Source organism: Bordetella tumbae, from assembly GCF_054780995.1.
In genome coordinates, this window is sequence record NZ_BAAGVG010000023.1 from 263488 (window position 1) to 276317 (window position 12830).

General features: G+C 60.3%; 9 protein-coding genes. 3 read left to right on the forward strand and 6 right to left on the reverse strand.

Features of this window, described 5'->3' with window-relative positions; all coding sequences use genetic code 11:
- Nucleotides 1–70 precede the first annotated feature (70 nt).
- From ku to ACYVI2_RS23630, 3 genes are read left to right on the forward strand one after another with little or no spacing between them, the layout of a single operon-like run.
- A complete protein-coding gene (gene ku, locus ACYVI2_RS23620; RefSeq protein WP_415816820.1) occupies nt 71–1006 on the forward strand; it encodes a non-homologous end joining protein Ku in 936 nt (311 codons plus the stop codon).
- Between the two features lie 2 nt (nt 1007–1008).
- Nucleotides 1009–3555 (forward strand): DNA ligase D, encoded by a 2547-nt coding sequence (gene ligD / locus ACYVI2_RS23625; RefSeq protein WP_415816822.1) that lies wholly within the window; start codon nt 1009–1011, stop codon nt 3553–3555.
- A 39-nt stretch (nt 3556–3594) separates the two neighbouring features.
- Nucleotides 3595–3852, forward strand: coding sequence for a DUF1488 family protein (locus tag ACYVI2_RS23630; protein WP_415816824.1), 258 nt, complete (start codon nt 3595–3597; stop codon nt 3850–3852).
- A gap of 25 nt (nt 3853–3877) precedes the next feature.
- Here ACYVI2_RS23630 and ACYVI2_RS23635 read toward each other — a convergent pair whose 3' ends face one another.
- The 6 genes from ACYVI2_RS23635 to glgX all read right to left on the reverse strand — a co-directional run bounded on the left by ACYVI2_RS23635 (nt 3878) and on the right by glgX (nt 12822).
- Complete coding sequence (locus ACYVI2_RS23635) at nt 3878–4981, reverse strand: FUSC family protein (RefSeq protein WP_415816826.1); 1104 nt, start codon at nt 4979–4981, stop codon at nt 3878–3880.
- Between the two features lie 486 nt (nt 4982–5467).
- On the reverse strand, nt 5468–5752 hold the full coding sequence (locus ACYVI2_RS23640; RefSeq protein WP_415816828.1) for a MatE family transporter: 285 nt from the start codon (nt 5750–5752) through the stop codon (nt 5468–5470).
- Nucleotides 5753–5802: 50 nt separating this feature from the next.
- On the reverse strand, nt 5803–6849 hold the full coding sequence (locus tag ACYVI2_RS23645; protein ID WP_415817139.1) for a DNA topoisomerase IB: 1047 nt from the start codon (nt 6847–6849) through the stop codon (nt 5803–5805).
- Nucleotides 6850–6890: 41 nt separating this feature from the next.
- Nucleotides 6891–8978 carry a 4-alpha-glucanotransferase gene (malQ, locus tag ACYVI2_RS23650; protein WP_415816830.1) on the reverse strand — a complete coding sequence of 696 codons (2088 nt, stop codon included), beginning with the start codon at nt 8976–8978 and terminating at the stop codon, nt 6891–6893.
- A complete protein-coding gene (gene treZ / locus ACYVI2_RS23655) occupies nt 8975–10729 on the reverse strand; it encodes a malto-oligosyltrehalose trehalohydrolase (RefSeq protein WP_415816832.1) in 1755 nt (584 codons plus the stop codon). The genes malQ and treZ overlap by 4 nt, the downstream gene beginning before the upstream one ends.
- Nucleotides 10726–12822, reverse strand: coding sequence for a glycogen debranching protein GlgX (glgX, locus tag ACYVI2_RS23660; RefSeq protein ID WP_415816834.1), 2097 nt, complete (start codon nt 12820–12822; stop codon nt 10726–10728). Before glgX ends, treZ begins: the two co-directional genes overlap by 4 nt.
- Nucleotides 12823–12830 lie beyond the last annotated feature (8 nt).

Here is a 12830-nt window from a genome sequence, read left to right on the forward strand (position 1 = left end):
TGCAAGCCCTGAGGGCGCTCGGTAGATTGGCTCGACAGTTTACTGTTTTCACTGCCAGGGAGGATCGCTTATGGCCACGCGCACCATCTGGAAAGGTGCCATCACGTTCGGTCTCGTCCATATTCCGGTCGGCTTGCACACGGCGACCACGGAATCGGGCGTGGACTTTGACTGGCTGGATCGGCGCTCGATGGATCCGGTGGGATACAAGCGCATCAACAAGCGCACCGGAAAAGAAATCGAGTCCAAAGACATTGTGAAAGGCGTGGAGTACGAGGATGGCGAGTACGTCATCGTCTCGCCCGACGAAATCGCCGATGCCTACCCGCGCACGACGCAGACCATAGAAATTCAACAGTTTGTTCGTGCCGAAGAGGTGTCATTCGTCTTTCTGGAGCGTCCTTATTACATCGCGCCGATCAACAAGGGGCACAAGGTGTATGCGCTGTTGCGCGACACCTTGGTGAAAACGGGAAAAATCGGGATTGCCAAGGTAGTGATCCAGACGAAACAGCATCTGGCAGCGTTGATCCCATCCGGAGATGCGCTGGTGTTGAATCTCATGCGTTGGGGCGACGAAGTGAAATCGCTGGACGGCCTGGATCTGCCAAAATCCGGAGACAAAAGCATGTCGCCGAGTGCGTCGGAGCTGAAGATGGCGAAAATGCTGGTTGACGAGATGTCCGAGGATTGGGATCCAGAGCAGTACCAGGATGAATTCAAGTCGGCCATCATGCATCTGGTGCAGAAAAAAGTGAAGGCCGGCAAAACCGAGACCGTCATCGAGCCGCAGGAAGAGGCCCCCGCTTACGCAGATAACGTGATTGACCTGACTGAGCTGCTGCAACGCAGCCTGGGGCGGGGCGGAGCAACGAAAACGGCGCGGAGCAAGACCGGCTCCACGGCAGCAAAAAAGACAGCCCGCAAATCCCCAGCCAAGAAAAAGCCGGCAATCAAGACCGCAACCGCTCGAAAACGCGCTAAACCGGCGCGAAAGGCAGCCTGATTATGGTGGACAGCCTCAAAAAATATCGGGAGAAGCGAAATTTCTCGGTGACGCCAGAGCCCTCGGGCGGCGGAGACACCAACGAGGGCGAGTTGGTATTCGTCATCCAGAAACATTGGGCCAGCCGTCTGCATTACGATTTCCGGCTCGAGCTGAATGGGACAATGAAAAGCTGGGCGGTGCCCAAAGGTCCTTCTTTTGATCCGTCGGTAAAGCGGATGGCGGTGCAGGTCGAGGATCATCCCATCGCGTACAACCAGTTTGAAGGGACCATACCGAAAGGCCAATACGGTGCCGGCAAAGTCATCATCTGGGACGAAGGACGCTGGAGCCCCGTTGGAGATCCCCGCCGGGGATATCAGTCGGGACACCTGAAATTCTCGCTCGCGGGCCAGAAAATGCGAGGGGGATGGGCGCTCGTGCGATTCAAAGGGAAATCCTCTGAACGGCAGCCTCCGTGGCTATTGATCAAAGAAAAAGACGAGTACGCTCAACCCGAATCCGAATTCAGTGTGGTGGACGAAATGCCGGACAGTGTGGTGCCGTTGCGTGACAAGAAGCCGGCCACAACGTCTTCGGCCAAGAGCAAGTCGCGAAAAAATGGCTCGACCTCGTCTACAGAGTCGCTGCCCGGAAGATCAGCAAAAATCCCTGCGCAGATGAAACCGCAATTGGCCACGCTGGTCGACGCCATGCCTCGCGGCGCGCAGGACTGGCTGTATGAGATGAAATTCGACGGATATCGGATTCTGGCCAGGATAGAGGGTGCAGAGGTCAAGCTGTTCACGCGAAATGGGCACGATTGGAGCGCCAAGATGCCGCATCTGGTGCGCGAGCTGAGCGCCTTGCAGCGCGATACGGGCTTTGGCAATGCATGGCTGGATGGCGAGATCGTCGTGCTGTCCAGCGAGGGGATTCCCAGCTTTCAGTCTCTGCAGAACGCGTTTGATACTGAACGCACAAAAGATATCGTTTTCTATGCGTTTGATCTGCCTTATATCGCCGGTCGAGATATCAGCAGCGAGCCGCTCACATTGCGCCGCCAGTTGCTGCAACAACTGATCGAAAAATCCAAAAAGGACTCTCATCTGCGGTTCAGCGAGGCTTTTGACAAGCCGATTTCGGACTTGGTCGCGTCCGCGTGCAAGCTCGGGCTCGAAGGCGTGATCGGTAAACGGCCGTCGGCGCCTTATGTATCACGACGGTCAGACAACTGGATCAAGGTCAAATGCGGGCGGCGACAGGAATTCGTGATCGTGGGTTTTACCCTGCCCAAGGGAGAACGCACGGGATTCGGTGCGCTGCTGCTGGCCGTCCATGGCCGTGACGGTGGCCTGCGATACGCCGGCAAGGTGGGAACCGGTTTCGATGATTATCTGTTGAATGACCTGCACCGGAAACTGGTGCGGATCGAACAGCCGGTGTCGGCGATCAGCGAGGGACGTCCTCCGGCGGGCCGAGATATTCGATGGGTGCAGCCGAACCTCGTCTGCGAAGTCTCGTTTGCCCAATGGACCAACGGCGGTCATGTGCGCCATGCGACGTTCAAGGGGCTGCGTACCGATAAACCCGCTGAGGAAATCGTGCGGGAAAAGCCGGTCCCTGCAGCGAAAGTTGCCGGCAAGGCGAACGCAACGCGGCGCAGGCGAACCGAGAGCCAGGTCCCCACTGCCAAAGCGCTGAAACTCTCGCATCCAGAACGGGTGATCGATCCCTCGTCCGGCCTGACAAAACTGGACCTGGCACGCTATTACGCACTAGTCGCGCCGTTAATGATGGAACACTTGCACCGGCGGCCTGTCTCCTTCATGAGAATGCCGGCAGGCATACAAGGGGAGCACTTTTTTCAGAAACATTCTGATTCTGCCATCGCCGGCGTCACGATGCTGCCCGAGCGCTTGCAGCCTGGACATCCTCCACTGATGGAAATCGCCAAGGCCGAGGGCATTCTGGCGGCAGCACAATTGAACGTCGTCGAGTTCCATACCTGGAATGCGATCAAAACGACGATCGCTAAACCAGATCGAATGATATTGGACCTGGATCCAGGCGAAGGAATGCAATGGCAGGGCGTGCAGCAGGGCGCAGAATTGGTGCGCGTGCTGCTGCACGAACTCGGCTTGCAAAGCTGGCTGAAAACCAGCGGCGGCAAGGGCTTGCACGTTGTGGTGCCGATCCGCAGGCAGTATGGCTGGGATACGGTAAAGGATTTCTCGGCGGAGATTGTGCGACATCTGGCCCGCACGATCCCACAGCTTTTTGTTGCCAAAAGCGGCCCGCGCAACCGGGTAGGAAAGATCTTTGCCGATTATCTGCGAAACGGCTTCGGCAGTACGACGGTGGCGGCGTGGTCCGCGCGTGGCAGGCCTGGGCTGCCGGTGTCGGTGCCTGTGGCGTGGGACGAGTTGAGTGCGCTCAAGAGCTCAGCGCAATGGACGATCGCCACCGTGCATCAACGGCTGGATGTTGGAAACGATCCCTGGGCGGACTATGCCCCGCAAGGCATTGCCCAGGCGATGAAGGCGCTCGGTTTCGATCCGTCACGATAGAGATACGGGCAAGGTAATTGGACATAAGGAGCGTTCACGATGAAATTCACAAAAGCGACCGGCGCGAAAGCGCAAGGCGATGCGGTGATCTTCAATATGGAAATCTCTGGCGTCACACGGCAGTTCGAGATATCGGGAGACGCATTGCGCCGAAACTTTGGCGCACTGGATGACAATGCAATCGAGCTATTACAGGCCTTTGAACGCGGGGCAGACGCCATACGAGAGGCCACTCACCGCGTCCGCTCAACGCCCACCGACGGCCGTGTGCTGTTGGGGGCAGGGGATTTTGACTAGGAGCTGAGCGTGCCACGGGGCTGGCTTATGCGTCCTGGTCTGCTGCTTCTATGCAGTTGCATAATCGATCAAGCTCCAGCGCAACCTCATGCCATACCCAGCGAATCAGCTCGACAGCTTCCAGTTCTGCAGCGTTGAAAGCGTTCTCGCGCATAGCACTTTCTACGACCCGGTTCAGACGGTTGAATGGCTCGCTGGTATGACAGCCGGGCGATTCGCTTCCTCTGTCGCGTACGGCTCGGGCTAATCCGTCGATCTGTTCTTTTGCCGCGGCGGCCAGCTCGTCCAGCGCTGGGCCCAGGCGTCGACAGATATTGTCCGATAGCGCTAGGCCGCCGACACGCTTCATCAGGGGTACCGTACGCCATAATCCGTCGAGGTCACTGATCAACGGATGCGCGGCATTGCGTTTCCAGAAAGAGATGGGAAATGCATGCGATTGATACGCCATATCGTTGGCGCGCCAGCGTGCGTGCTCCATTGCAGGCCTGTCACTCACATCTGGACGCAGCCGCCCCTCATTCATGGCGGCTGCCCAGTCGACGAGCAGGTCGCCATATATCTCGATCGACGTTGCCAGATTGGATCGCATGCTGAGGTGGGCGGACAAAGGCAGCACGGCGACGGAGGCGGCGACACCGGATAGCGAACCGATGACAATCGCGATGGACTTGTGATACGCGCCGCTGAGGATATCGTTATCGGGCGCGACGGTGAGAATGGTGACCGTGACCAGACTATAGCTCAGCGTGTTCCAACGTGCCGACAGGTAGGCCCCGATGCCGACGCCGATCAGAATGCCCCCGAGCGGAGACATCGTTGTACTGCGCGATATGAGCACGAGTGAAACGCCGAGCGCCACACCGATGAATGCACCCATGAGCCGTGCTACGGCTTCGCTCACCGTCCCTTCTACGCTCGCGCGCACGACGAACAGCGCGGAAAATGCGCCCCACGCGATCTCGGGATAGCCTTGCCATGTCATCCAGGCGTAGGCCAACAATACAGCGGCAATGTTCTGTAAGGGTAGACGAACGCCGTCGCGCGTCACGGCCGCGGGACCGGAGGCGGCATAGGTGAGGACACGAGAGCACGATTGAATCCAAGCGTGAGGTAGATGAACAGGCACGAATCACCGAAAGAAAGGGAGGCTCATCAGATGTCCATCCCGCAATATTCATGCCGCCGCAGTGTCGGCGGCAGCGATCGCTCGGCAGTTCGAGCCCAGACCGCTGATCGATAGCCGTCGAAAATCGTCCATTGTGAGATACGAGGGAGGCAGCGCTGACTATACCCATCAGGTACAGCACTTGCGCTGATAGGTGCGCGGCGCCGACATCGGAAGCATCCGTTGTTCGTTTTCAAAGCGCCTGTGTCCTGCGCGGCAAACCGCGGCAGAAACCAGAGAATGGATTGGAGAATTTCATGGGTCCAAAGACCAAACGTCTGCTCGCTCTCACCGCAATGGCTGTCGCGTTCGCGGTATTGGTGGCATTGGTGCCCTGGTAGAACTCTGACGTACGGCGGCGCAAACAGCACGGGAGCACGGGACGGCAGACGCTGAACGTACCGCTACGCTCAGCGTCGCATGCCCCGATTCACGCATTAGAAGAAATCAATCTTCTTCTTCGCCGCCGAGCGAGCGGCCAGATGCGGGAGGCAAGCCGCCGTTGCGCTCCGGATCGGCCGGGGCGCGCGACAGGCCGGCCTGGTCGGCATTGACTTCTTGATCGGTATCTATGTCGCGGCCAACGTCATCCTGGATGGTCGGAGGCTCGGCCGAGGCACGTTCGCCGGTGCCCGCCGCATCGCTGTCGGCAGGCTCCGCGGGCCGGTCATTGGCTGAGTCCGATGAATCACTCGGACCGTAGGGGTCGGGGGAGGTAGCAGGTGTCGTCATGATCGAGCTCCGGCAAGGATTGAAAATCACCCGTGCCGCAAGCGTCATTCCTAGGACGATACTGATGTGTCTTGATCGCGCAAGAACGCCAGAAAGCGGCGCTCCGCCGGGCTCAGCCCCTTGGGCGAACGCGGTGCAGGTCCGTTGCTGCTCAACGCGGACGCCTCGTGCGCCTGGAGCACCGCTGGGTGTACATAACAGTTGCGGCAGACGGCCGGGGTGTTAGCCAATGTACGCGCTACGGCCTTGATCACGTCAGGCGGTGAGGCCGCCGGATCGTTACGCAGCAGCTCAAAGGCCAACACCGACGCTGCCCAGGTCCGGTAGTGCTTGGTGGTGAAATCGCCTGCGCCCGCCGCGCGCAGGTAGTCATTCACCATGCTGGAGTCAACGGCATGGCGCACACCCGATTCGTCCTGGTACTGAAACAAACGCTGGCCTGGGATTTCCATGCAGCGTCGTATCAGGCGAGCCAGCCGCCGGTCACGCAGGGTGACATCGTGCACGATGCCACTTTTACCGGTAAAGGTCAGGCGTATTTGGCTGCCTGCCACGGTGGTGTGACGGCGCGACAGGGTAGTCAGCCCATACGATCTGTTTTCACGCGCGTACTCGTCTGAACCGATACGGATCAGGGTGCGTTCCAGCAAGGTGACGATCAATGCCAGCACGCGTTCCGGCGGCAGGCCTGGCCGCGCTAAATCCTCTGCGACCTGGCGGCGAATTTTCGGCAAGGACGCCCCGAACAGCGCCAACTGCTGGAATTTTCCGGCATTGCGATCGGCCGTCCAGTCCGGGTGATAGCGGTATTGTTTGCGCCCGCGCGCGTCGCGGCCCGTTGCCTGTAGATGACCGGCAGGCGATGGACAGATCCATACCGCTTCGTAGGCCGGCGGTATCGCCAGCGCCCGGATACGGGCCAGTGTCGTTTCGTCGCGGATCAAGCGGCCCTCGGTATCGTAGTAGCGGAACTCGCCATCTTTGTCACGTTTGCGTCCTAGTCCTGGCTGGTTATCGTCGTAGTAGATCAAGCCGGGAGGCGTTGCGCTTTCGCCCTGGTGGACAGGCACACTCGTCCGAGAGCGATCGGTGGACATTGAGCTGGCGTCGAGTTGTTGGCGTAAAGCCGCGCGGCGCGTCATGAGCGTTCCCGGGTCTGACGCAGGGCTAGCAGCCGGTCACGCCATGGAGGCGAGTCCATCGCGGTCATGGTATTTCCTGGCAATCGCCTCCGCCAATTGGGAAACTCGACCGTTGTGCCCGGCACGTTGGGGCCCTCATCCAGCCCGGCAATATCCTCCAGCGAAGCCAGCGCCAGCGCACACGGGGCACTCGCTACAAAGGCAAGCATCGCAGGCAGAGGGGCACTGGCCGGCAAGGGCGATCCATCACCGAAGCAGCTCCATAGCGCGAGTTTGTCTGCCTGGCGCTCTGTCAGCAGCTGTGTTGCCGTCTTTTCCGGGCTCAACCGGCCGGCGTCTCGGCGCTGGTGGATGTCTGTACCGTGCCACCATCCCATCAGGGTCGGTAAATCATGCGTGGTGGTCAGTGCAGCAGCATCGCGCGGCCACTGCTCAGGGGCCATGAATGGCGCCGATTCTGCTTCGGAATCCCGCATGAACCACAGCACATTCATCCCGCCGATACCGTGATCACGCAGCCGGTCGTCAAAACCGGCGGGCACGGTGCCGAGATTTTCACCAATCACCAAGCTGCGATGGCGCCAAGCCTCCAGCGCGATCAAGCCGAGCAACGCATCGACAGGCAGGTGCAGATAGGCACCATCAGCCGGGTCGCCGTCCTCGGGCACTAACCAAAGGCGCTCCATACCCAGGATATGGTCTATGCGCGTGCCGCCGGTACGGGCCAATGCCGCACGCAGCACGCCGATGAACGCGTCATAACCGCGGCGCTGCATGGCGGACGGAGACAACGCCGACAGCGCCCAGGATTGACCACGCGGTTGGTGAATATCCGGGGGAGCACCGATCGATACACCGTGCAGAAAGCTATCAGGATCGCTCCAGACTTGGCTGCCGGCAGGACTGACACCCACTGCCAGATCACTCAACAAGCCGATTCCCATGCCCGCATTGCGGGCAGTGGCCTGAGCATGAGCCAGGCTCGCCATCGCCAGCCATTGGGTAAAACAATGGAAATCGACATCCTTGGCATGGTGATCGGCGAAATCCCGTACGTGGCGGGATCGAGGATCACGCCATGTTTTGTCCCAGGTCGTGCATGGCTGTATCTGGCCCGCCGCCGCGATATGAAAGGTGTGCAAGGCCTCGAAAACAGCATGATCCCGCAGGGGTTGCCCCTGTTGCTCGCAGAAAGACCGATAGTCGCGCTGCAGCGACGCATCCCTCGTCGCAAACTGTTCGTGCAGGCGGCGAAGCACCTGCAGCCGGGCCGCAGCGGCACGAGGCCAATGGATCTCAGCGCCTTGGTCCAACGCGGCCCAGTCCTTGGGCGGCAATGAGTCCAACGCTTGACGCACAGCAGCCTCGCCCAGCACCTGAGCCGGCGCAGCGTAGAGCACATTGAGAAACAGCCGGTTTGACGGAGAGTAGGGACTGCACGCGGCAGGATCGGCGCTGAACATGGCATGCAGTGGATTCAAGGCCAGCACATCGGCGCCCGCGCTGCCCAGGCGTTTTGCCAAGCTCGCCACAGTAGCCAGATCGCCATGTCCCCAGGTGCGGAGTACGGGATCGAGGTGCGTTTCTCGCAGGCTGTAGACCTGCGCCATGACGCCCCAGCTGCGCGGTTCAGAGCGTCCCAGCAGGGCATCCATATCTGGCGCTCGAGGTGTGACGGCCAGCCGCTGCGCTGCTTGCCCGGCCTGCCGCAGCTCGTAGTAGCCCGGCTTGATCGGTAGCCGCAGCTGCGCTCCTTGTGCGTGTGACTCAAGGGTGACTGGATGCACGTCTTCGTCGGCTCCGGAAACCAGATCGGCAGGCCCGTCTCGCCATTGCGGTAACGGCAAAACATAGCCAGCACGCGCGACGAGCAGGGCAGGCGTACCTCGTTGCGTCGCGTCCAGGGCAGCATGGGCGGCCGCCACATCGTCAGCACTCTCGCAATGCACCCCCAGCGCGCGAAGCAGCCGGTGCAGTTGCTCTGGCCCGACGCGGCGCGCCTGCCGGTGGGCATCTATCCAATGCTCCTGCAGTCCGCAGCGACGGGCCAGAGCGGACAGGTCTCGCGCGGCTGCGTCGCTCACTTCGGTTCCTCCAGTAAACAGAGTGTGCAGCGGGCGGGTAGCTCACCGATAGCCGCCTGGGCCAAGCCGCCGTCGACGCTTTCATAGCGCAACGCCTGGCGTTGCGTAGCCGAGAGAGCCTGGGGCAGGCGGCATGGTTCTGATCCCAGATTAGTCAACAGGGTCAGCAGCGCGCCATCACCCAACCGCCATTGCGCTTGAACGGCAGCAGGGCCGAGGACTATGCTGGCTTCGCTGCGCGAACCCGCCAGGCAGGGTGACAGGTACCGTTGGCGCAAATCGAGCAGGTGCTTGTAATAGGTCTTCCATGCGTTTTCAATGCTGTTTTCGGGCCATGGACAGCTGCGTTGATAAGTGTCCGGCGAGTTCGGGTCAAGCAGATCGGCCACGGCCGCCAACGCCTCGAACTCACGCTGACGGCCATGCCGCACGGCATCGGCCAGCGCCTCATCGGTGTGGCTGGTGAAGTAAAGAAAGGGCGCATTCGATCCGATCTCTTCGCCCATGAACATCATCGGTATGCTTGGCGACAAGAGTTGCAGCGCCACTGCGGCCTGTAACGCCTGCTCGTCGCATAATTGAATCAATCGCTCGCCGAATGCGCGATTGCCAGTCTGATCATGATTCTGCAGAAACCAGACGAAAGAGGAGGGGGCCAAATCGTCGCTGGCCTCACCGCGCGGTTTGCCGTTTCGAAAACGTGATGCCTGCCCTTGATATTGCCAGCCTTGTGCCAGGCAACGGCTCAGTACGCGGGCGGGGGACTCGGCATAATCGCTGTAATAGCTCGCGGTCTCTCCAGTCAGCAGGTGGTGCAGGACATGATGGCCGTCGTCGTTCCACTGCGCGTCAAAGCCGGCGCGCAGCAGGCGGGATCGATTCTTATCATCCTCGATCACGAGATAGACCCGGCGTGGTGCGAGGCGCTCTCGCAGTCGTTGCGGCAAAGCCAGCAGCCAGTTCTCGTCCTCGATGGCATGCACGGCGTCCAACCGTAGACCGTCAAAACGATATTCATCGAGCCAATAACAAGCGCTATCTTCAAAAAAACGCATGACCTCTGGCCGGCGAAAATCGATCGCTGCGCCCCAGGGTGTGGTCACACCCTCGCGAAAAAAAGGCTGTGCGAGCCGAGGCAAGTAGTTCCCGTCCGGGCCAAAGTGGTTATAGACCACATCCAACATCACGGCGAGCCCCAGCCCATGGGCGCAGTCGATCAGGCGCTTCAGCTCTGTGGGTGTGCCGTAGGCCGTGTCGGGCGCGTAAGGCAGCACACCGTCGTAGCCCCAATTGCGCGGACCTGGGAAGTCAGATATCGGCATCAATTCAATAGCAGTGACACCCAGCGCGGCCAAATCGGCAAGCCGTTCGCGCAGACCGTTGTAGCCGCCCGCGAGCCCCACGTGCACCTCATAAAGCACAGTGCGTTCCCACGGAGGCGGCTGCCACGAAACGTGGCGCCACAAATAGTCGTCCTGTCCCATCACAATGCTGCAATCGTGCACATCGCCATCCTGCAGGCGCGATGCGGGGTCCGGCACCCGGGTTCCATCACCCAGGCGATAGCAGTAACGAGTGCCTGCAGGGCAATCAGGGACACGATGCTCGACCAAGCCATCCAATTGCGGCTGCAAATCGATCGGCGCGCGGCCTGAGATTTCCAGACGCAGGCCCGGCCCCGCAGTAGGGGCCCAGAGTCTGAATACTGCGCTGCCGTCAGGCTGCACATTGGCCCCAAAATACGGACTCATGCAGCGCCTCCCGCATGCGTGGCAGACAGCAGCATTGCGCTGTGTCCCTGGACCAGCACCTCACCGTTTGGCGGCTCGCTGGCGGACGCCAAATCTGCGGTGTCCAGGTCCAGTGTCCACGTCAAATCCGGTGCCGGCAACGTAAAGGCCAGCGGCTCGGCTGTCGGGTTCAGTATCAGCAAAGTGACGTCCACTGCACCATCGGTACGCACCGCACATCGGCGCAGCGCCAATGCAGCACCGTCGTCTGGCTGTTCCAGGTATTGGCCGCCAGGCTCAAACCAATCTATGCGACGTAATGATGGCGCCAACTCCTGGCCTGGATCGCCATACCGCTCGGCACGCAGGCTGGGATGCGCCCGGCGCAAGGCCGTCAGGCGTGATACGAATTGGCCGAGCTCGCGTCCCTCTGCACTGTCTGCCTGTGCCCAGTCCAACCACGATAGCGGATTGTCCTGGCAATAGGCGTTGTTATTCCCGGCCTGACTATTACCGAACTCGTCGCCTGCCAACAGCATCGGTGTGCCATCGGCACATAGCAGCGTGGTCAATAATGCACGGGTCACCCGCAATCGGGTTTCGCGGATTTCTGGCTCATCGGTGGGGCCTTCAGCCCCCCAGTTATGGCTGAGATTATCGGGGTGACCATCCTGGCCGTCCTCTCCATTTGCCTCGTTATGCCGCTCGGCATAGCTCACCAGATCTGCCAGCGTGAATCCGTCGTGCGACGTGATGAAATTGATGCTGGCCCAAGGCCTGCGATGACGGCGGTCAAACAGCGGCCGCGAGCCCGTGAGCGCATCCATCATGGGGCCGCGCTGGCCCGCATCACCGCGCCAGTAACGCCGTGACGTGTCGCGGAACACGCCATTCCATTCCGCAAAGCCCGGAGGATGATTGCCCAATTGATAACCATCGGGGCCGATATCCCACGGTTCGGAAATCAGCTTGCAACGCGCCAGCAGCGGATCCTGCAGGATGGCATCGAAAAATCCGGACCCGGGATCAAAGCCCGTGCCTTCGCGTCCCAGTGTCACGCCCAAGTCAAAGCGGAACCCGTCGATACCATATGACTCGGCCCAATAGCGCAGCGAATCCACGACCATCTGCAGCACACGCGGATGCGACAGATTCAGGGTGTTACCGCAACCGGTATCGTTGATATAGTGCCGTTCCTCCCCGGGAATGAGCCGGTAATAGCTCGCATTGTCCAGCCCGCGCCAGGAGACTGTCGGACCCCATTCATTGCCTTCGCACGTGTGGTTGTAGACGACATCGAGCCAGACTTGAATACCGGCTGCATGCAGACGCCGCACCGCCTGGCGCAGCTCGTTGGCGCCTTGCGGCGTATAGGCCGGCTCGGGCGCGAAATATGACAATGTGCTGTAGCCCCAATAATTGCGCAGGTCTTTTTCGATCAGGAACCGGTCCTGCAGAAAGGCATGCACAGGCATGATCTCCAGCGTGGTGATGCCCAAGCGCAGTAGATGATCAATAAAGCGCGCGTCGCCCAGTGCGGCAGCCGTACCACGTATCGGCACGCGCAGATCGTCGCGCTGCATCGATGCACCGCGCAGATGCACTTCGTAGACGACGGTATCCTGCCAGCCAATCGCGGGTGCACGTGAGTTTCCCCAATTGAACGGCACGTCGGCAGTGACAATGCCCTTGGGCATTAACGGTGCACTGTCACGACGGTCCAGCGTCAGGTCGCCGCGAGGATGCCCCATACGATAGCCGAACAGGGCGTCCCCCCAACGCAGCGGCGCATGCAATTGGCGCGCATAGGGATCAATCAACAGTTTGTTCGGATTAAAGCGATGGCCATGCTGTGGATCATAGGGACCGTGTGCGCGATAGCCATAGATCAGCCCCGGCTGCGCATCGGGCAAGTAGCCATGCCAGATTTCGTCGGTGCATTCGGGCAATCGCACACGCCGCAATTCCTTGCGGGCCTTTGTGTCGAACAGGCACAGGTCGATCTGCGTCGCATTGGCAGAAAAGACGGCGAAATTGATGCCCAGGCCATCACTGGTCGCGCCCAGCGGGTAGGGGGTTCCGGGCATCAAGGGCGTTGAGAGGGTTGCATCCATGATGAGTA

Bases quoted from the DNA above. Each gene is read 5' to 3' on its own strand.
- ku (WP_415816820.1), top strand. From the start codon at position 71: ATGGCCACGCGCACCATCTGGAAAGGTGCCATCACGTTCGGTCTCGTC.
- ligD (WP_415816822.1), top strand. From the start codon at position 1,009: ATGGTGGACAGCCTCAAAAAATATCGGGAGAAGCGAAATTTCTCGGTG.
- ACYVI2_RS23630 (WP_415816824.1), top strand. From the start codon at position 3,595: ATGAAATTCACAAAAGCGACCGGCGCGAAAGCGCAAGGCGATGCGGTG.
- ACYVI2_RS23640 (WP_415816828.1), bottom strand. From the start codon at position 5,752: ATGACGACACCTGCTACCTCCCCCGACCCCTACGGTCCGAGTGATTCA.
- ACYVI2_RS23645 (WP_415817139.1), bottom strand. From the start codon at position 6,849: ATGTCCACCGATCGCTCTCGGACGAGTGTGCCTGTCCACCAGGGCGAA.
- treZ (WP_415816832.1), bottom strand. From the start codon at position 10,729: ATGAGTCCGTATTTTGGGGCCAATGTGCAGCCTGACGGCAGCGCAGTA.
- glgX (WP_415816834.1), bottom strand. From the start codon at position 12,822: ATGGATGCAACCCTCTCAACGCCCTTGATGCCCGGAACCCCCTACCCG.